The organism is Ferrovibrio terrae, from assembly GCF_943371255.1.
Taxonomy (GTDB): domain Bacteria; phylum Pseudomonadota; class Alphaproteobacteria; order Ferrovibrionales; family Ferrovibrionaceae; genus Ferrovibrio; species Ferrovibrio terrae_B.
In genome coordinates this window covers 1-19,605 of sequence record NZ_CALRUC010000021.1, presented here as the reverse complement: position 1 = coordinate 19,605, position 19,605 = coordinate 1, and the positions used below count along the sequence as shown (strand labels likewise).

Here is a 19,605-nt window from a genome sequence, read left to right as displayed (position 1 = left end):
AACTTGATAACCTCCAGTCATCAAGTAATAGCGAATAATCGTTTGCGCGCCAAGCGTCGCTCGGGCAGCTTGCCGGGCCAGCCGAGGGGTATACTCTTCCCTCAAAACACGCAGTCCGAGGAAACCGCCATGAACGTGCAGTCCAAAACCAAAGCCGCCTTCAAGTGGGAAGACCCGTTCAACCTGGACGCGGAGCTGACCGAGGACGAGCGCCTGATTCGCGACTCTGCGCGCGACTACTGCCAGAGCAAGCTGCTGCCGCGCGTGAAGGAAGCCTTCCGCGAGGAAAAGACCGATCCGGCGATCTTCCGCGAGATGGGCGAACTCGGCCTGCTCGGTTCGATGATCGATGGCTATGGCTGCGCCGGCGCGTCTTACGTCGCCTATGGCCTGGTCGCCCGTGAAGTCGAGGCCGTCGATTCCGGCTACCGCTCGATGATGAGCGTGCAGTCCAGCCTGGTGATGTATCCGATCTACGCCTATGGCTCGGAAGCCCAGCGCGAAAAGTATCTGCCCAAGCTGGCGACCGGCGAATGGATCGGCTGCTTCGGCCTTACCGAGCCCGATCACGGTTCCGATCCGGGCGGCATGAAGACCCGCGCCAAGCAGGTGTCCGGTGGTTACGAGCTGACCGGCGCCAAGATGTGGATTTCCAACTCGCCGTTGGCCCAGGTCTTCGTCGTCTGGGCCAAGACCGAGGATGGCATCATCCGCGGCTTCATCCTGGAAAAAGGCATGAAGGGCCTGTCGGCGCCGAAGATCAACGGCAAGCTCTCCTTGCGCGCCTCGATCACCGGCGAGATCGTCATGGACGGCGTCTTCGTGCCGGAAGAAAACCTGCTGCCGAATGTGCAGGGCCTGAAGGGCCCGTTCGGCTGTCTGAACAGCGCGCGCTACGGCATCGCCTGGGGCGCCATGGGGGCGGCGGAAGCCTGCTGGCACCAGGCGCGCCAGTATGTGCTGGACCGCAAGCAGTTCAACCGGCCGCTCGCCGCCAACCAGATCATCCAGCTTAAATTGGCCAACATGCAGACCGAAATCGCGCTCGGCCTCAATGCTGCCTTGCGCGTCGGTCGCCTGCGCGATGCCGGCCAGGAAACCCCGGAAATGATTTCGCTGATCAAGCGTAACAACTGCGGCAAGGCGCTGGATATCGCCCGCATGGCGCGCGACATGCACGGCGGCAACGGCATCCATGAGGATTATCATGTGATGCGGCATCTGGTGAATCTGGAGACGGTGAACACCTACGAGGGCACGCATGACGTTCACGCGCTGATTCTCGGCCGCGCCATGACTGGCATTCAGGCGTTCTACTGAACCCTCCACAAGTAACAGGCGGAGGCGCCGGGATGCGTGCGCTCGACGATATCGTTGTGCTCGATCTCAGCCGTGTGCTGGCGGGGCCCTGGTGTACCCAGAACCTCGCCGATCTCGGCGCCACCGTGATCAAGGTGGAAAAGCCCGGCGAGGGCGATGACACGCGCAAATGGGGTCCGGTCTATCTGAAAGACCCCGAAACCGGCGCCCGCGCCGATTCCGCCTATTACCTGGCCGCCAATCGCGGCAAGCGCTCGGTCACCGTCGACATGGCGACGCCGGAAGGCCAGCAGATCCTGCGCGATCTGGCGGCCAGGGCCGATGTGGTGGTGGAGAATTACAAGCTTGGCGGGCTGAAGAAATACGGGCTGGATTACGACAGCCTTTCAAAACTCAATCCGCGCCTGGTCTACTGCTCGATCACCGGCTTCGGCCAGACCGGGCCGTATGCGCCGCGCGCCGGCTACGATTTCATCGTCCAGGGCATGGGCGGCTTGATGAGCGTGACCGGCGAGAAGGATGACCTGCCGGGCGGCGGGCCGCAGAAGGCCGGCGTGGCGCTGGCCGATGTGATGACCGGGCTGTATTCGACCATCGCCATCCTTGGCGCGCTGAACCAGCGGCATCGCAGCGGCAAGGGCCAGTATATCGACATGGCGCTGCTGGATGTGCAGGTCGCGACGCTGGCCAACCAGGCGACCTATTACCTGATCGGCGGCGAGGCCCCGGTGCGCATGGGCAACGGCCATGCCGCCATCGTGCCCTACCAGAGTTTCCCGGCTTCCGATGGCCATGTCATCATCGCCGTCGGCAATGATGGCCAGTTCGCCAAGCTGGCCGATGAACTTGGCCATCCGGAATGGAAGACCGATCCGCGCTTCGCCACCAATATCGAGCGGCTGAATCATCGCGCCGCGGTGGTGGCGGCCATCGAGGCGGAGACGAGGCAGCGCACGATGGATGACCTGATCGCGGCCCTGGAAAAGCGCCAGGTGCCCTGTGGCCCGATCAACACCGTCGACCGCGTCTTTGCCGATCCGCATGTGCAGGCGCGCGGCCTGCAGAAAACCGTGCCGCACAGCCAGCAGGGCAGCCTGCCCAGCGTGGCAAGCCCGCTGCGCCTGTCGGACTCGGCGGTCTCCTACGACCGTGGCCCGCCTTTGCTGGGCGAGCATACCGACGAGGTGCTGCGTGAGCAGCTGGGCCTCGATGCCGCCAGGCTGGCCGAACTGCGCAAGAAGGGCGTGATCTAGGCGGCCTGGAAGCGAACCCAGAATCGGCTGCCAATTTTCTCCTGGCTTTCGAAGCCGATCTCGCCGCCCATCGCATGGGTCAGGCGCCGGGCAATGGCCAGACCCAGGCCGGTGCCGGCCACTGCGCTACCCTCGCGGCCGAGCCGGTTGAAGCTCTGGAATGCATCCTGCCGGTATGCGCTGGCGATGCCGCAGCCGGTGTCCTGCACATAGAGGGTGATCTGGCGGTTATCGTCACATTCGCAGCCCAGCATCACCGTGCCGTTGGCGGGAGTGAACTTGAAGGCATTGCTGACAAAATTGCCCAGCACGCGCTGCAGCTGGGTGTAGTCGGCGCGGAAACTGATTTCGGTGTCGCAGAGCCGCTGGCTCAGCACCACGCCATTGATCCGGGCGGCGGGGTTGTGCAGCTGGAAAGCCTCATTGATCACATCCTGGGCGCTGATCGGCTCGAGATTGAGTGGGATCATGCCGGCCTCAAGCTGCGCCATGGTCAGCATGCCATCGGTCAACCGCAACAGAATATGCCCGGCATTCTTGATCGAGCTGACATACTCGATTTCATCCTGGCTCAGCCGCTTGCTCATATTCATTTCCAGAACCTGGGAAAACCCCAGAATGGCATTGAGCGGTGTGCGGAATTCGTGGCTCATCGAGCTGAGGAACCTGCTTTTCATCTGGTTGGCTACGGCCTGTGCGGCAGACAGGCGCTCGGCCTGCACGCGGGCCTTGTGCAGCTCCAGTTCATCGGCGGCAATCGCAGCCAGTTTGACCAGGCGGGCAATATCTGCTGGTCGCAGGATGCGTGGTTTGCGATCGATGACGCAGAATGTACCGAGGCGCTGGCCTTCGCTGCTGCAGAGTGGCGCACCGGCATAAAAGCGAATGCCGGGTGCCCCCAGCACCAGTGGATTTTTGTGAAACAGCGGATGCTCCGCTGCATTCTCGACGATGAAGGGTACGTCACCGAGAATGGCGTGGGCGCAGAAGGCGATGTCGCGCGGGGTTTCCCGCACTGACAGCCCGTGATTGGATTTGAACCACTGGCGCTCGGCATCGACCAGGGAGATCAGCGCAATCGGAGCATCCAGCAGGTCGGCTGCCAGCGCCGTTACGCGGTCAAAACGCTCATCCGGTTCGGTGTCGAGAATGCAGTAGTCGCGCAGTACGGCAAGGCGCTGGTCTTCATTGGCGGGCAGTGCGGCTGGAACGGTCATGGCGTCTCGTTGCGAGCTTGTGGTCGGCGCGACTGCGACTCTGGCTGAAACCGACGCTACCGCAGCATCTGCGGCGCTTTGCCTTACTTTCCGATAACGCTACGGCATTTGTCGGTGCTACAAAAAGAGCCAATGAAATCAATATCCAGCCCTATACCGCCGGCCGGCTTTTTACAGCGTGGCCGTGTTCAGCGGACAGATGGTCAAGGCACAGATGCCGCACCGGTTGCGGTGACGCCGGTCGTGAAATCCATCGCGTGTGGCAGATTATCTCTGACCGGGCGCTATCTGTTGCGGCAGGTTGCAGCTTTCGAACCAGGAATGTCGTCATGACGCCCAAGCGCATCGGCCGGATACCGGGACTTCTGGTGGTTATGCTTGTGCTGACGATTGTGCCGGCATGGGCGCAGCCGAGGCCGACGTTTGAGAGTATCGCGCCGGAGGCAGCCACCGGGCGTACGGAAAAGACAGCGGTGCGCGCCAGCCAGTATCTGGCAGCTGCCGCCAATCCCCATGCGGCCGAGGCCGGTGCGCAGATCATGGCCAGCGGTGGCTCGGCTGTGGATGCCGCGATTGCGACGGCCCTGGTGCTCAATCTGGTTGAGCCGCAGTCGGCCGGCATCGGCGGCGGCGGTTTCATGCTGGTCTGGGACAATGCCCGCCGACGCCTGCGCGCCTTTGATGGCCGCGAAACCGCTCCGGCCGGGGTGAACCTGCGGCTGTTTTATGATGCGGCCGGCAAGAAGCGGAGTTTCATGGATGCCGTGGTTGGCGGCGCTTCGGTGGGCGTGCCGGGCATGCTGCGCATGTTTGAACTGGTGCATGCCGAATATGGCAAACTGCCCTGGGCCGATCTGTTCCAGCCGGCGATCCGCCTGGCCGAGGCGGGCTTTGCGGTTTCACCGCGTCTGCATGAGTTGCTGAACCAGGACCGTTATCTGCGCGATATCCCGCCGGCGCGCGCGCTGTTCTACACCGCCGATGGCGCACCGAAGCCGGTCGGCAGCCTGCTGGCGAACCCGGCCTTCGCCGCTGTGCTGCGGCGGATCGCCAGCGAAGGCGCCGATGCCTTTTATCGCGGCGCGATTGCCGCCGATATCGTCGCCACCATCAACACCGCGGCCGGCAATCCGGGGATGATGACGCTGGACGACCTCGCCGGCTATCGCGCGCAGGAACGCGACCCGGTCTGTGCGCCCTATCGTGTTTACAAGGTCTGTACCATGCCGCCGCCATCCTCGGCGGTGAACATGCTGCAGGCGCTGGGGATTCTGTCGCATTTCGATCTTGCCCGGCATCCGCCGCTGTCGCCCGAGGCGGTGCATCTGATCGCGCAGGCCGAGCGGCTCGGCTATGCCGACCGTGATTATTATGTCGCCGATCCCGATCATGTGCAGATGCCGCTCGGTGGCATGACCGACCGCGGCTATCTGGCTGGCCGTGCCCGGCTGGTCGATCCGGTGCAGGGCAGCAGCCAGCCGGCGCAACCCGGTGAGCCACCCACCAAGCATGGTGCCGCGCAGTCCTTTGGCCGCGACAGTGCGCTGGAACTGCCGTCCACCACCCATGTCTCGACGGTGGATACGCAGCGCAATGCGGTGGCGATGACGGTGACGATTGAGAATGTCTTTGGCTCGAAGCAGATGATCCACGGCTTTCTGCTCAACAACCAGCTGACCGACTTCTCCTCGGAAGCCGAGGAGAATGGCCGCCCGGTGGCCAACCGGATCGCGCCAGGCAAGCGGCCGCGCAGCTCGATGGCGCCCACGGTGGTGTTCAATGGCGATGGCTCGCTGCGCCTGGTGGTGGGCTCGCCCGGCGGCAGCCGCATCCTCGGCTATGTCGCCCAGGCCATCATCGGCGTGCTCGACTGGAAGCTGGATATCCAGCAGGCAATCAGCCTGCCGCATTACCTGGATCGCAACACCGGTCTTGAGCTGGAAAAGGACACGCCGGCCGCCGGTCTGGCCGAGACCATGCGGGCGCGCGGCCACAAGGTGAGCGTGATCGAGCTGAACAGCGGCCTGCAGGGCATCGAGCTGGTACCCGATGGCGGCCTGATCGGTGGCGCCGATCCGCGCCGTGAGGGTGTGGCGCGGGGGCGTTGATCTAGGATTTCTTCACCCGCGTCACCAGCTGCGTCGGATTGACGAAGCGCAGGGCGATCAGCAGCCACACCATGGTGGTCGCCATATAGATCACTGCCATGGCATCGATCGACTGTCCGGCCCGCACGCCGGCGGCATAGACGGCATAATACAGCGCCACCACCAGCGTCTGGCTGCTGGGTCCGGCAGTGAAGAAAGTCAGCTCGAACATCGCAATGGTGCGGACCAGCACCATCAGCAGGGCGGCCAGGATACCGGGCGCCAGCAAGGGTACCAGCACATACACGAACATCTGGCGCGAATTGGCGCCGAAGACGCGGGCAGCGGCCTCGATGCGCGGATCGATCTGTTCGATGAAGGGGATCATCACCAGGATCACGAAGGGCACGGTCGGCACCAGATTGGCGAGGATGACGCCGAAGACCGAACCGGCGGCGCCGAACTGGTAGAGCACGGTGGCGAGTGGAATGCCGTAGGTGAGCGGCGGCACCAGCAGCGGCAGCAGGATCAGCAGCATCACCAGGCGCTTGCCGGGGAATTCGCGCCGCGCCAGTGCATAGGCCCCCAGCACACCGAGCAGGCCGGACAGCACGACGACGGCGCCGACCACCTGGAAGGTGGTGATCAGCACGTCGTCGAGCTGGAATTCGGCCCAGGCCGAGAAATACCATTTGGTGGTGAAGCCGTTTGGCAGCCAGGTGTTGAACCAGCGCGTGCCAAAGGAATTCACCACCACGCTGGCGATCATCGCCAGCAGGTTGAGGATGAAAAAGCCGACCAGCACCCAGATGGTGGTGGTCCATGCACGCAGGGCAAGGGGATGGCGATCCATGGCGATCATCTTCATGGTCATCCTTTGGCGCCGCCGACCGGGCCGCGATACAGCAATCCACGCGCGGAGAGAATGCCGGCAACGATCAGCAGCTGCACCGCGGCCATGATCATGGCGATGGTGGAGGCCAGCGGGTAATCGTAGGCCTCGTAAGCCGCGGTATAGGCGGCAATGGAGATCACGCGGGTCGATCCTGCCGGCGATCCCAGCAGCACCGCGGTGGGAAACACCGAGAAGGCCTGCACGAAGGAGAGGCAGAAATTGATTGCCAGGCCCTGTGCCAGCAGCGGCAGCAGGATATGGCGGAACCGCGCCCAGGGCCGGGCGCCCAGCGTTGCCGCCGCCTGCTCCAGCGCCGGGTCGATGCCGGTGACGTAAGACAGCGTCAGCAGGAAGGTGAAGGGAAAGATCGAGATCAGCAGGCCGAGAAAGGCGCCCCAGTAATTGTGCACCAGCTGCAGCGGCGCATGGATCAGGCCGAAAGTGATGAGCGTGCGGTTCAGCCAGCCCTGCGGGCCGAGATAGTTCAGCAGGCCTTCGGCGATCAGCACGGTGCCGAGCGTGATGGGCAGGACAAGAATCGTCGTGAGCAGGCGCTGGCGCTTCATATGGCGCACGCGCAGCGCAATCGGCACCGACAGCAGGATGCACAGTGCGGTGACCGGCACGGCCAGGCGCAGGGTCTTGCCGATGGTGTCATAGAGGAAGGGATTGCTGAAGAATGCCTGGTAGTTGGCATACCAGTCGCCCTGCTTGGGTTCGAGCGACAGCATCAGACCGTAAATGAACGGATAGACAAACAGTGCCAGCACGAACAGCACGGCCGGCAGCACCAGCAGCGTAACGTTGTCGACGCCCATGGCTGCCAGCCGCAGGCGCAGGGGCACGCGTTCGGTTGCGGTGTCCGTCATGATGCCGCCGGCCGGGCTTCGCCCGGATAGACCAGCACGCGGGCCGGATCGGCCCCCAGCGTCAACTGCTCGCCAGCCGAAACCTTGTGCTCGGAGCGGAAGAACAGCTCAAGCCCCTGCGCCGTGGTGGCGATGCCGTAGAAATCGCGACCGCGATACTCGGCGGAATTGACCGTGGCGCGGATCGGCCCGTTGCTGCGCGGCGTCAGGTCGTCGGGCCGGATCGCCACGATGGCCGTGTCGCCCGGCTTGGCGGCGCCGAGCAGGCTGCCCTGCAGGATACCCTGTTCGATGCCGACCTCGGCAGTGCCATTCGCGATGCTGGAAATCGCCAGCGACAGCAGGTTGCGATACCCCATGAACTCGGCGATGTCGGCATGGGCCGGGCGGGCATACAGTTCATCCGGCCGGCCGACCTGGCGCACGCTGCCGTCGCGCATCACCACGATGCGGTCGGCCAGCGACAGGGCCTCGTCCTGGTCATGGGTGACATAGATGGTTGTCGAGCCGACCAGATTGTGGATGCGGCGGATCTCGGCCCGCATCTCCAGACGCAGTTTGGCATCGAGGTTGGACAGCGGCTCGTCCATCAGCACCAGCGGCGGTTCGATAACGATGGCGCGCGCAATCGCCACGCGCTGCTGCTGGCCGCCCGAGAGCTGGCCGGGCAGCTTGTGCTTCTGCTCGCCCAGCCGCACCAGTGCCATGGCCTTGGCCACCTTGTCGTCGATCTCGGCTTTTGGCCGGCCCTGCATGCGCAGACCAAAGCCGACATTCTTTTCCGCGCTCATATGCGGGAACAGCGCATAGTTCTGGAACACCATGCCAAAGCCGCGTTCTTCAGGCTTCAGCGGGTCGATGCGCTTCTCGTCGAGCCAGATGCCGCCGCCGGTCAGCGGCAACAGGCCCGCGAGGCAATTCAGCGCCGTCGATTTGCCACAGCCCGAAGGGCCGAGCAGGGCTATGAACTCGCCGCGCGCGACCTCCAGTGAAACGTCACGCAAAGCGTTGTGCAGTCCGAAGCTGCGGCTCACGCGATCGAGCCGCAGCTTGCGGAAATCATGCGACATACCGGCCATTATACTCTGTCTCTTTTTCTATAAACTTACTTGGTCTTGGCGGCACCGATTTCCTGGTCCCAGCGTGCGAAGGCATAGACCAGCTTGTCGGGTGTCAGCGGCAGCTGCTGTGGTGTATCGGCGATCAGCTTGGCATATTCCGGCCGGCCGTATTCCGCGATCACCTTCTGGCTTTCCGGCGGCGCCATCGACAGCGGCACGTCCTTCACCGCTGGGCCCGGATAGAAATAGCCCTCGTCATAGGTGGTCGCCTGCGCCGGCTTGCTCAGCAGATAGTTCAGCAGGTCGACAATCACGGCCTGCTTCTCGGGCGCGACGCCCTTGGGGATGCAGAGATAATGCGCGTCCAGAATCCAGTGGAAGCCCTCGAGGGCGGCGACCTTGGCTTCCTTCGGCACCACACCGAGCGCGCGCGGGTTGATATCCCAGCCCATCTGGGTCGGGATCATGTCGCGCGAACCATCGCCCAGGGCCTTCATCGTCGGCCCGGTGCCCGACGGGTAGTATTCGATATTCTGGCCGAGGTCCTTGAGATAGGCCCAGGTCTTGTCCCAGCCATCCTTCGGATCTTTCGGATCCTTGTCGCCCAGCAGATAGGGCAGGCCCATCATGAAGACGCGGCCAGGACCGGAATTGGCCGGGCGGGCATACATGAAGCGGTTGGGATTGGCCCTGGTCCAGGCGAGCAGATCGGCCGCGGTCTTCGGCACGGTCTTGACGCGGTCGGGCATGTATTCCAGCAGCGGCCCGGCCTGGCAGAACACGATGCAGACACCCTGGTTGGCCGCCAGGCCCTGCATGGCTTTGGCGCCGGACAGGTAGATGTCGTCCAGCTTGGGCAGCTTCTCGGCGTAATCGGGAATGATCGGCTGCCACAGCTTCTGGTCCACGCCGGCCGACAGGGCATCGATGCCGGTCAGCACGATGTCGATATCAACGCGGTTGGCCGCCTGCTGTGCCTTGATCTTGCCGGGCAGTTCCGGCGCCGGCGCCTTGGTGAAGGTGATGCGCGATACCAGCTTGGGGTTGGCGGCGCGATAATTTTCAATGGCACGCTGGGTCAGGGCCAGGTTTCCGGCGACATCGACCACATTCAGGGCCACCGGGGCACTGGGCAGCGGTGGTACGGCAGCAAGAGCACCGGATGGCGCGCCCGCGAGACCGAAGGCGGCAAGACCGGCTGCGCCGCCGAGCAGGCCGCGGCGCGTGAACTGATGTTCATTCATTGTTGTTTCCTCCCAAGTTTATAACCAGTGGAACGCTACGTCTGTTTACTGAACCTCCATGGCATCACCGTCGCATGCCGACCGGGCGACCGCGCAGGGGCGGCGTGGCTTCGGATTCGCTGGCGAAATAGGCTTCGTTCTCGGCGACCAGAACCTGCACCGACTGAAACACACCGCGCAGATGCGTGCGCAGTGCCTCTACCGCGCCGGCGGCGTCGCGCTGCAGCACGCGGTCGATGATGGCCTGGTGTTCCGACAGGACTGCATTGCGCTTCAGCGGGCGCCGCACGGTGAGGTGGCGCACGCGATCCATCTGCGCCTTGGCGCTTTCGACCTGGCGCCAGACCTGCGGGTGGCCGGCAATCGCCATCAGCGTGGCATGCATTTCCTCGTCGGCATCAAAAAAACGGTCATTGTCGCCGACCTTGTGAAAGGCGCTCTGGCGGTCGAGCACGGCACTGAGCTGGTGCGCCTGTACGGTATCGATGCGGTCGGCAGCCAGCGCGATGGCGGAGCATTCGAGCGACTCACGCACGAACTGTGCGTCATAGACATCGCTGAGCCGGATGGGTGCGACGAAAGAGCCGTGCTGCGGATAGATATCGACCAGGCCTTCCTCGGCCAGCTTCAGCAAGGCCTCGCGGATCGGCGTGCGCGATACGCCGAAACGCGCGGTCAGTTCCTGTTCCGACAGCGGCATGCGCGGCGGCAGCGCGGCGGTGACGATTTCCTGCCGCAAGCGGTCATGCACCTGCATTGCGGCCGTCTGGGCGCGCACCTGGCTCATGAGGCAGCACCACTGCGAGGGCGACCGCGATGCGGTGGCCACAATACGGGCGCGGGTGCGGTTGCAGGCTGGTTCATGATCCTCCCGGGCCACTCGTTCGATGGCCTGCAGGACTATTAGAATACTAATATACTAGCGTCAACCGGATCTGCGGATCGCGGATATACTTGGCGGAGAAGTTATTAAAAATTAAACTATATCAATGCTTTATTGTTTTTTCGGCGACAAGCCCGCCGATGGAATCGATCAAGCGGCCCCTGCGCGGCGCTGGGCATCAGCCTCATTGCCCTGTGACGGGCACCGGAATCGAGCCGTGGTGAAACTGTAGCGGCGCTTTGAACCGGCGACTGGTCGAAACATTTCAAGGCGGCGACTGATCTGAACCATATTTGGATTGGTCTCGGATGGAGCGTCTGAATCGAAAAATCCACTCCATCTCCATGTTTTAATTGAAGTATTTTTGTTGTGGAGCCGTCCCGAGGTTTAGCGCTACCGTGTGACAGTTTGGCGTGCCGGCTGAAGCTGGCATGCCGCAGTCACCCTAAGGGTTTCGCTCATGACCGCGGATATGTCGCTGACCGACCTGGAGCAACACTGGGGCATTCGGTCACGCGGGAATCTGATCGCCCTGCCGGAAACCGGCGCGTCCATGTTCCGCTGGTCTCACGACAACGAGCCCGGGGACTTCAAATTCCGGCCGGTGCGCCACAATCACTACCTGCTGTCGCTGATACTCCAGCCGATGCAGGCCAAGGCCTGGGCGGGCCGTCGCCAGGTCTGGTCTGGTCCGATCGCCAAGCACACGGTTCGCATCGTGCATCCCGATGAAGAGAACCGCTGGCTCAGTCCGGGCAGCTTCGATCTGCTGCATATCATGATTCCCCGCACCACCATCGCCGCCATGTGCGGTCACGAAGCGGATGACGGTGCGCATACCGTGCGTTTCAATGATCCGCTGTATTCGCCCGATGAAATGATCTGCCAGATCGGCCGGCAGATGCTCAGCATCATCGACCAGGATGGCCCCTTCGTGAAGGATATCGCAGACGGGCTCTGTCATGCCCTGATCGCCTATATCCTGCGCCGCTATGTGATGGGCACCGGCCAGATGACGGCGGGTGTATCGAGCCGGGCCCAGATGCGGCGCGTGCTCGACATGGTGGCGGCCAATCTGGCAAAGGAAATCTCGCTGGAGCAGATGGCCGAGGCGGCCGGCATGAGCCCGTTCCACTTCTCGCGCGAATTCCGCAAATCGGTTGGCACTTCGCCGCACCGCTACATCGTCGAGCGGCGCATCGACCGTGCAAAAAAACTTCTGGGTGAGCATAATTTGAGCATTCTTGAGATTTCGCTGGATTGCGGATTCAAGGATGCATCGCATTTCTCCCGCGTCTTTCGCTCGCTGGTCGGCATGACGCCGCGAGATTATCGCGTCGCGAACTGATTTCAGTCGTATTCAATAAAAAGCAAGAATTGGCCATTCGCCGCAAGGATAGGCGAGAAATGCCGGATGGCCGCATCTAGGCTGCCTCAAAAGCCCGTTCGAAAGGGCGTGCAGGGGTTTGGCAATGCGTTGCGTGCGGTCGGGACAATCCAGTGAGGCGCCATGGGCGCCCGCAACAGCTGCAGGATGGGTCTGACATGACCGTGCCGTTGCTGCAGGTTCGCGGTCTCAAGCGCAGTTTCTACGGCATTCATGCCGTCAATGATCTTGATTTCGAGGTGGCCGAAGGCACGATCACGGCGCTGATCGGCCCGAATGGTGCGGGCAAGACAACCGCCTTCCAGTGCATCAGCGGTGTCGTGCGTCCCGATGCCGGCAGCGTGATCTTCGCAGGCCAGGAAATCGCCGGCTGCACGCCGAATGTCATCAGCAGGGCTGGGTTGCTGCGCACGTTCCAGATCGCCCGTGGCATTTCCCGCCTGTCGGTGCTCGAGAACCTGCTGCTCTATGCGCAGGCGCAGCCCGATGAATCGATTCTGTCGGCGCTGCTGCGCCGGGGCCGCACTGCCGAAGAGGCGGCGCTGGCGCGCGCCTGGCAGATTGCCAGAAAACTCAATCTGCTGCGTGTGGCCAACAATCCGGCCGGGGCGCTGTCGGGCGGCCAGAAAAAGCTGCTGGAGATTGGCCGCGCGCTGATGGCCGAGCCGCGGATGATCATGCTGGACGAGCCGATGGCCGGCGTGAACCCGACCTTAAGCGGTGAGATTGCCGAGCATATTGTCGGTCTGCGCGAGGAAGGCGTGACCTTCCTGATGATCGAGCATCACATGGAGATGGTTTCGAAATTCTGCGATCCGGTGATTGTCATGGCCGAGGGGCGTCGCCTGACCCAAGGCTCGTTCAAGGAGATCGCCGAGAATGACCAGGTACAGGATGCCTATATGGGGCGCCGGCGATGGGCATGATGCAGGCTAGGGCGGTCGTCTGCGGCTACGGTGCGGCAGACGAGATTCTCAAGGGCGTCGACCTTGTCGTTGCCAAGGGCGAGATGGTCGCCATTGTCGGTCCGAATGGCGCGGGAAAATCCACGCTGCTGAAATCGATTGCCGGCATGCTGCGCCTGAAATCGGGCGCCATCCTGTTCAAGGATGCGGAAATCCAGGACACCACACCGCGCGAGCGGGCGCGCATCGGCATCGCCTTCGTGCCCCAGGAAGCCAACATATTCCCAACGATGACGGTGCGGGAGAATCTGGAAATCGGCGGCTTTATTGCACCCGCCCTGGTGCCTGAGCGCATGCAGTCGATCTTTGCGCGGTTTCCCATGCTGGCCGAGAAAAGCCGCCAGCAGGCCCGCACCCTGTCCGGCGGGCAGCGCCAGATCCTGGCGATGGCGATGGCGCTGATGGTCGATCCCGATCTGCTGCTGCTCGATGAGCCCTCAGCCGGGCTGTCGCCGAAGGCGGCCGATGCGCTGTTTGACGAGATCGCGGCCATTCATGCCGGCGGCACCTCGATCGCCATGGTCGAACAGAATGCCTATGAAGCCCTGATGATTGCCGATTGCGGCGTTGTCCTGGTGGACGGCCGTGCGGTGCGCAGCGGACCGGCGCGGGATCTCGCAGCCGACCGGGACGTCCGACGTCTTTTCCTCGGAGCTTAACCAGTCATGCAACAGGGGGAGTACCGCCTATGAAACTGACCCGTCGCGCCGTGTTATCCGCCGGTGTCGCGATGCCGTTTATCGGCCGCGCCGCCTTCGCCCAGAGCAACACCATCGCCATCGGTGCCTTGACGCCGCAAACCGGTGCCGGTGGCTCCTATGGCCCATCGATGGTCAAGACCATCCGGGCGGTGGTCGATGAAGTCAACGCCGCCGGTGGCGTGCTGGGCCGCAAGGTCGAGCTGATCTCGGAAAATGACGAGACCAGCCCTGAGGCCGGCGTGCGCGCCGCCCGCAAGCTGATCGATGTCAACAAGGTGAGCGCGATCGTCGGCACCTGGGCCAGTTCGGTGACCACTGCGGTGGCGCCGCTATGCTGGGAAAACAAGGTGATGCTGTTCACGGTCTCCGGTGCCGACAGCATCACGCAGCTGCCGCATCAGGGCTTCATCATCCGCACGCAGCCGACGAGCAAGCTGCAGAGCACCCGCATTGCGGAATTCCTGCTCAGCCGCGGTGCCAAGCGCACCTTCGTTATGTCGGCGCAGACGCCCTTTGCCGTCAGCGGCTTCAATACGGTGAACGAGGTGCTGACCGCGGCCAAGACCGAGGTTCTGGGCCATGTCATCTATGATCCGGCCAAGGCGACCTTCCGCTCCGAGCTGGAGCAGGCCATCAAGACCAAGCCTGATACCATCTTCTTCAACAGCTACACGCCCGACCTGACCACCCTGCTGCGGGAGCTTTTCAGGCTGGGCTATGAAGGCCGCAAACACACCATGGCCTATGCGGCGAATGCCAAGCTGCTGGAAGCATTGCCGGCCGAGGTGACCCAGGGCCTGACCAGCATGGCGCCGTCACCCGATGTCGACAGCCCGGTCTACAAGAAGGTCTGCGACATCCTGGGGACGAGCGATCCTGATCCCTATTCCTGCCAGACCTATGATCATATCACCATGGCGCTGCTGGCCATTGCCAAGGCCGGCGAGGCGTCAGGCACTGCCATTCATGGCAATGTGCGCAAGGTCAGCCAGGGTGGCGGCACCAAGATCGGTTCCGCCGTCGAGGGCCTGAAGCTGATCGCGCAGAAGACCGAGGTGAATTACGAAGGTGCCTCCGGTCCCTGCGATTTCGCCGACACCGGCGACATCATCACCTGCAAGTTCCGTTTCGATATTGCCGAAGCGGGCAAGAACCGCCTGCTGGGAATTTCGTAAGCATGGAGGTTGTCCAGATTCTGGTGAATGGATTGATGGCGGGGACGTTGCTGGCGATCCCCGCCATCGGCTTCACCGCCATTTTTGCCGTACTCAGATTTCCGAATTTCGCCGTCGGCGGCCTGATGGCCATCGGCGCCTATACCGGGCTGGTGGCCAATACCATGGGCGGCCTGCCGCTGCTGGCCACCCTGCCCATCGCCTTTCTGGTGGCGGGCCTGATCGGCGTCGGTTCGGACAAGCTGATGATCAGCGGGCTGCGACCGTCAGGTCCGCTGGCGGCGGCCATCGGCACGATTGCGCTTGGCCTGCTGCTGGAAAACGTTCTGCGTTTCATCTTCGGCAACGAATTTCGCACCTTCAATATCCCGCCGGTGCGCGACTGGCGCTTCGGCGATCTGCGGGTGCCGCCGCATCAAGTGGAGAATGCGGCCTATGCCATCGCCATCATGGCCGCGCTGTTCTGCTTCCTGATGTTCACGCGGTCGGGCAAGATGATGCGCGCGGTGGCCGACAATGCGGCCCTAGCGGGCCTGAAAGGCATCAACGCCACCCGCACCACCGACCTCGCCACCTTCATGGGCATGGGTCTGGCCGGGGTTGGCGGTGTGCTGATCGGCCTCGACGTCGCCATCGATCCTCTGATCGGCACGCGCACCATGCTGGCGGTCTTTGCCGCCGCCGTGGTCGGTGGACTGGGCAGCATCCCCGGCGCTGTGCTGGGCGCTTTCGTGATCGGTCTGGGCGAGGAACTGGCCCTGCTGGCCGTGGCGCCGACCTACCGCACCGCCGTCGGCTTCCTCGCCATTCTGCTGATTCTGTCCTTCCGCCCGCGCGGTCTGCTCGGGGAGCGCCGCTACTGATGGAAAACTACCTGATTGCCATGACGGTCTTTGCCGGCATCTATGCCATCATGGCGCTCGGCATGAACCTCATCTGGGGTCTGGGCGGCATGGTCAATCTCGGCCTGGCCGGCTTTTACGCTGTCGGTGCCTATACCAGTGCTCTCGTAACAACCAGGCTGGGACTGCCGATCTATCTGGCGGTTCCGCTCGCCGTTCTGGTCAGCGCGCTGGTCGGTGTCGTGGTGGCGGTCATCACGGCCCGCCTGCAGGGCGATTATCTTGCCATCGTCACGCTGGGCCTGGCCGAACTGGTGCGGCTGACCGCCAGCAACGAGATCTGGCTGACCAACGGGACCGATGGCATCAGCGGCGTGCCGGGGCCCTGGCGCGGCGTGCTGTCGCCCACGGCCTTCAACAGTCTGTATCTGGCGATCGTGCTGTGCATCGTCGTGATCCTCTACCTGCTGCTCTCCAGGCTGGCGGCCAGCCCCTTCGGCCGGGTGCTGCGCGCCATCCGCGAGGATGAGATGGTCGCTGCCGTCGCCGGCAAAAGTATCCTGTCCTTCAAGATCCGCACCTTTGCCGTCGGCTGCGGGCTGGTCGGCTTCGCCGGCGCGCTGTTTGCCCATTACAGCTCCTATGTGGCGCCGGATGTCTTCCAGTCCATCGTCACCATCCATGTCATCCTGGCGGTTGCCGTCGGCGGGGTCGGCAACATGCGGGGCGCGCTGCTCGGTGCCGTGATCGTCATTGCGCTCGGCGAGGCCACACGGTTCCTGGCCGGCAGTCTGGATTTCATCGCCCCGAGCCAGGCGGCAGCGGTGCGCGAAAGCCTGATCGCCCTGTTTCTGATTGTGGTGCTCAACGTTCGCAAGCAGGGCCTGCTGCCAGAGAAAATGCCGGTTTATTTGGAGGAGAAACGATGAGTCTGCGTACCGTAGTGTCCGCTTTCGATGCCAGCGACCAGCCGGCCGCGCTATATGCCGCGATCAGCGATGCGCTGGCCACGACGCCTGGCTTCAAGCTGTTCACCATCCTGGTCTGCCAGCACGAAAAGCAGGTCACCCAGCGCATCTTCACCAGCAACCCTCAGGCCTATCCGGTCGGCGGCACCAAACCGATGGCCTCCAGTCCATGGTCGGACCGCATCATTGAGCGCGGGGAAACGTATATCGGTCGCACGCGGGAAGACATCAAAACCGCCTTCTTCGATTACGAACTGATCTGGTCGCTGGGTTGCGAAAGCGTCATCAATGTGCCGATCCGCTGGCGTGGCAAGACGCTGGGGACCTTCAATCTCCTGCATCAGGCGAATTATTATACGGAAGCCCATGAAGACAGTGTCCGCCTCATGGCCCAGCTGTCGCTTCCGGCAGTCAATCTCAGCATCGAAAGGATTTCGTGATGACCTTCCTGTCCCATGCCGTCCGTGATTCCCGCCTTGGTGCCATGCGCCAGCTGATGGAGCGCCTGCGGTTTGATGCGCTGATCTTCACGGCGGCCGACTTCTTCCAGTATGCGACGAATTTCCACGTCGACGTTCAGCCCTGGGAGCGTCCGATCATGGTGGTGGTGCCGCGCGACGGTAAGCCGCGCGCCATCATGAACGAGTTGTCGACCCATCATATGATGATGGCGCGCGAGCGCGGCCATGTCTGGCTGGACGAGATCGAATTCTATGCCGAGCATCCCAAGGTGGCCGAACGCCAGTATCTGCTGCCGCAGCTGCCGGAGATTGCGACAGAGCTGCTGAAGAAGGCCGGCTTGTCGGCATCCCGCATCGGGGTCGATGGCACGCCGGGTTTCCTGGCCCGTGCTGCCGCGGCCTTGCCCGATATGAAGCTGGTGCCCTGTCTGGGCGACATGCGTTCACTGCGCTGGGTCAAGCATCCGGAAGAAATCGAGGTGATGCGGCAGGCCAGTGCGCTGTCCGACTGGGTGCAGGAACGCTATCGGGAGAATATCCGTCCCGGCCGGCTGGTGCAGGAACTGGATTACCAGATGGCCAGTCTGATGGTGGAAGAAGGCGCCAAGCGTTTTCCCGGCGCCAATCTGGAAGTGATGCGCTGCTGGACATTAAGCGGCCCGGCCTCGGCCTCGCCGCATGGCGATGGCGCCTCCTGCGGTGCCAGGATCAGCAAGGGCGATGTCCTGGTCAATATCGTCATCCCGCGGCTGAATGGCATCGTGATCGAGAATGAGCGCACCTGGTTCGCCGGCGCGCCTTCGGCCGACCAGCGCAAATTCTACGAGGTTGCCCGGGCCGCCAATGAAGCCGCGACCGGCGCGGCTGTCACCGGCAAGGCCGTTTCTAGCATCGACGCTGCCGCCCAGCATGTGATCGAGAAGGCCGGCTGCAGCCAGTATATCCGGCACCGCACGGGCCATGGCATGGGCATCCTTGGGCATGAATATCCCGATGACATGGCCTTCAATCACCGCGCCCTGCTGAAGGACGAGGTCTATTCGGCTGAGCCGGGCATCTATGTGTATGGTCTGGGCGGCTTCCGTCTTGACGATACGGTGGTGGTCGGCGAGCAACCCGAAATCCTGACCAAGTCGCCGCGCAATATCGAAAACCAGATCATCAACTGAGGCTGCGGTGTTCCTTCGCTCCGGATCTGACGAAATCCCGCTGAGGCTGTCGCGATGATAGTGGCTGCGCGTCGCATTCTGTTCCGCGGCTGGGTGATGCTGGCCTATCTGGCCATCTTCGCGCCCGTCGTCATGATTGTGACGATCAGCTTCTTCCAGCAGGAAATCGTCAGCTTCCCGCCCGATGGTCTGACCCTGCGCTGGTACTGGAACGCCTGGCAGCGGCCGGAATTTGCCCGCGGCTTTGTGTCCAGCCTGCAGATTGCGGCACTGGCGACTGCCATCGGAGTGCCGATCGGCACGGCAGCGGCCCTGGCGCTGGTTCGCTCCTCGCTACCCGGTCGCGGCGCATTCAACAGCCTGCTGCTCGGTCCGTTGGCCGTGCCGGGGGTGGTCGCCGGTGCCGCACTGTATATGTTTTATGTCCGCACGGAGAATTTCCTCGACCAGGATATCACCGCCACGCTGGGCGGACTGATTGCGGCCCATACCCTGCTGACCATTCCATGGACCGTGCGCCTGGTGGCGGCCAGCCTGCAGGGTCTGGATCGCGCGGCGGAAGAGGCGGCGGCCAATCTTGGGGCGCGGCCATTCACGGTGTTCCGCCGGATCACCCTGCCGATGATGCGCCCCGGGATTGTAGCGGCATCGATGTTCTCCTTCATCCAGAGTTTCGAAAACCTCGACCTTACCATGCTGCTGGTCGGGCCGGGGCGCAGCACCCTGCCGGTGGCCATGCTGAGCTATCTCGAATTCCGCATCGATCCGACGCTGGCGGCAGTGGCGACGGTGCAGATCCTGCTGGTCGGCATCCTGATGGCGGTAACCGATCACTTTGTAAAATTGTCACGGGTAATCTGATGGCGCAGTTGAAGCTCAGCAGTCTGGCGAAGCATTTTGGCACTGCGGTTGCCGTCGAGCATGTCGATCTCGAGGTGCAGGACGGCGAGCTGGTCGCTCTGCTCGGTCCATCGGGCTGCGGCAAGACCACGACGCTGCGCATGGTTGCCGGTTTCGTGACGCCGACCGCGGGCCAGATCCTGATCGGCGGCAAGGATGTCACCCATGCGCCACCCTATGCCCGCGACACCGGCATGGTGTTCCAGTC

General features: G+C 63.1%; 19 protein-coding genes. 13 read left to right on the top strand and 6 right to left on the bottom strand.

Going from position 1 to position 19,605, the window contains the following annotated elements; translation table 11 throughout:
* Positions 1–129: 129 nt before the first annotated feature.
* Positions 130–1,320, top strand: a complete 1,191-nt coding sequence (locus AAG799_RS07025; protein ID WP_341895097.1) for an acyl-CoA dehydrogenase — start codon at positions 130–132, stop codon at positions 1,318–1,320.
* A gap of 32 nt (positions 1,321–1,352) precedes the next feature.
* On the top strand, positions 1,353–2,573 hold the full coding sequence (locus tag AAG799_RS07020; RefSeq protein ID WP_341895096.1) for a CaiB/BaiF CoA-transferase family protein: 1,221 nt from the start codon (positions 1,353–1,355) through the stop codon (positions 2,571–2,573).
* Here the strand turns inward: AAG799_RS07020 and AAG799_RS07015 are convergent.
* Entirely contained in the window at positions 2,570–3,790 is a 1,221-nt protein-coding gene (locus tag AAG799_RS07015) for an ATP-binding protein (RefSeq protein ID WP_341895095.1), read from the bottom strand. The two genes, AAG799_RS07020 and AAG799_RS07015, sit on opposite strands and share 4 nt — an antisense overlap.
* A gap of 329 nt (positions 3,791–4,119) precedes the next feature.
* On the opposite strand from AAG799_RS07015, the gene ggt reads away from it, so the two are divergent.
* Entirely contained in the window at positions 4,120–5,898 is a 1,779-nt protein-coding gene (gene ggt, locus AAG799_RS07010; protein ID WP_341895094.1) for a gamma-glutamyltransferase, read from the top strand.
* Position 5,899: 1 nt separating this feature from the next.
* Here ggt and AAG799_RS07005 read toward each other — a convergent pair whose 3' ends face one another.
* The 5 genes from AAG799_RS07005 to AAG799_RS06985 form a co-directional block, all read right to left on the bottom strand.
* Entirely contained in the window at positions 5,900–6,751 is an 852-nt protein-coding gene (locus AAG799_RS07005) for an ABC transporter permease subunit (protein WP_341895093.1), read from the bottom strand.
* The gene (locus tag AAG799_RS07000; RefSeq protein ID WP_341895092.1) at positions 6,748–7,641 is read right to left on the bottom strand and encodes an ABC transporter permease subunit; all 894 of its coding nucleotides are present in this window, start codon (positions 7,639–7,641) and stop codon (positions 6,748–6,750) included. Before AAG799_RS07000 ends, AAG799_RS07005 begins: the two co-directional genes overlap by 4 nt.
* Entirely contained in the window at positions 7,638–8,720 is a 1,083-nt protein-coding gene (locus tag AAG799_RS06995) for an ABC transporter ATP-binding protein (RefSeq protein ID WP_341895091.1), read from the bottom strand. Before AAG799_RS06995 ends, AAG799_RS07000 begins: the two co-directional genes overlap by 4 nt.
* A 26-nt stretch (positions 8,721–8,746) precedes the next feature.
* A complete protein-coding gene (locus AAG799_RS06990) occupies positions 8,747–9,946 on the bottom strand; it encodes an extracellular solute-binding protein (protein WP_341895090.1) in 1,200 nt (399 codons plus the stop codon).
* Positions 9,947–10,010: 64 nt separating this feature from the next.
* A complete protein-coding gene (locus AAG799_RS06985; protein WP_341895089.1) occupies positions 10,011–10,733 on the bottom strand; it encodes a GntR family transcriptional regulator in 723 nt (240 codons plus the stop codon).
* Positions 10,734–11,289: 556 nt separating this feature from the next.
* Here AAG799_RS06985 and AAG799_RS06980 point away from each other — a divergent pair.
* The 10 genes from AAG799_RS06980 to AAG799_RS06935 all read left to right on the top strand — a co-directional run.
* Positions 11,290–12,177 carry an AraC family transcriptional regulator gene (locus AAG799_RS06980; protein WP_341895088.1) on the top strand — a complete coding sequence of 296 codons (888 nt, stop codon included), beginning with the start codon at positions 11,290–11,292 and terminating at the stop codon, positions 12,175–12,177.
* Between the two features lie 197 nt (positions 12,178–12,374).
* Positions 12,375–13,142 carry an ABC transporter ATP-binding protein gene (locus AAG799_RS06975; RefSeq protein ID WP_341895087.1) on the top strand — a complete coding sequence of 256 codons (768 nt, stop codon included), beginning with the start codon at positions 12,375–12,377 and terminating at the stop codon, positions 13,140–13,142.
* Positions 13,139–13,840, top strand: a complete 702-nt coding sequence (locus AAG799_RS06970; protein WP_341895086.1) for an ABC transporter ATP-binding protein — start codon at positions 13,139–13,141, stop codon at positions 13,838–13,840. The genes AAG799_RS06975 and AAG799_RS06970 overlap by 4 nt, the downstream gene beginning before the upstream one ends.
* A gap of 29 nt (positions 13,841–13,869) precedes the next feature.
* Positions 13,870–15,057, top strand: coding sequence for an ABC transporter substrate-binding protein (locus AAG799_RS06965; RefSeq protein WP_341895085.1), 1,188 nt, complete (start codon positions 13,870–13,872; stop codon positions 15,055–15,057).
* A 2-nt stretch (positions 15,058–15,059) separates the two neighbouring features.
* Positions 15,060–15,920, top strand: a complete 861-nt coding sequence (locus AAG799_RS06960) for a branched-chain amino acid ABC transporter permease (protein WP_341895084.1) — start codon at positions 15,060–15,062, stop codon at positions 15,918–15,920.
* Positions 15,920–16,828: a branched-chain amino acid ABC transporter permease gene (locus AAG799_RS06955; protein WP_341895083.1), complete on the top strand. Its 909-nt coding sequence runs from the start codon at positions 15,920–15,922 to the stop codon at positions 16,826–16,828. The genes AAG799_RS06960 and AAG799_RS06955 overlap by 1 nt, the downstream gene beginning before the upstream one ends.
* On the top strand, positions 16,825–17,307 hold the full coding sequence (locus AAG799_RS06950; RefSeq protein WP_341895082.1) for a GAF domain-containing protein: 483 nt from the start codon (positions 16,825–16,827) through the stop codon (positions 17,305–17,307). The genes AAG799_RS06955 and AAG799_RS06950 overlap by 4 nt, the downstream gene beginning before the upstream one ends.
* Positions 17,307–18,497, top strand: a complete 1,191-nt coding sequence (locus AAG799_RS06945; RefSeq protein WP_341895081.1) for a Xaa-Pro peptidase family protein — start codon at positions 17,307–17,309, stop codon at positions 18,495–18,497. The genes AAG799_RS06950 and AAG799_RS06945 overlap by 1 nt, the downstream gene beginning before the upstream one ends.
* Positions 18,498–18,551: 54 nt before the next feature.
* Entirely contained in the window at positions 18,552–19,358 is an 807-nt protein-coding gene (locus AAG799_RS06940; RefSeq protein WP_341895080.1) for an ABC transporter permease, read from the top strand.
* On the top strand, positions 19,358–19,605 hold a 248-nt coding region (locus AAG799_RS06935), incomplete at its 3' end, for an ATP-binding cassette domain-containing protein (protein WP_341895079.1). The genes AAG799_RS06940 and AAG799_RS06935, both read left to right, overlap by 1 nt.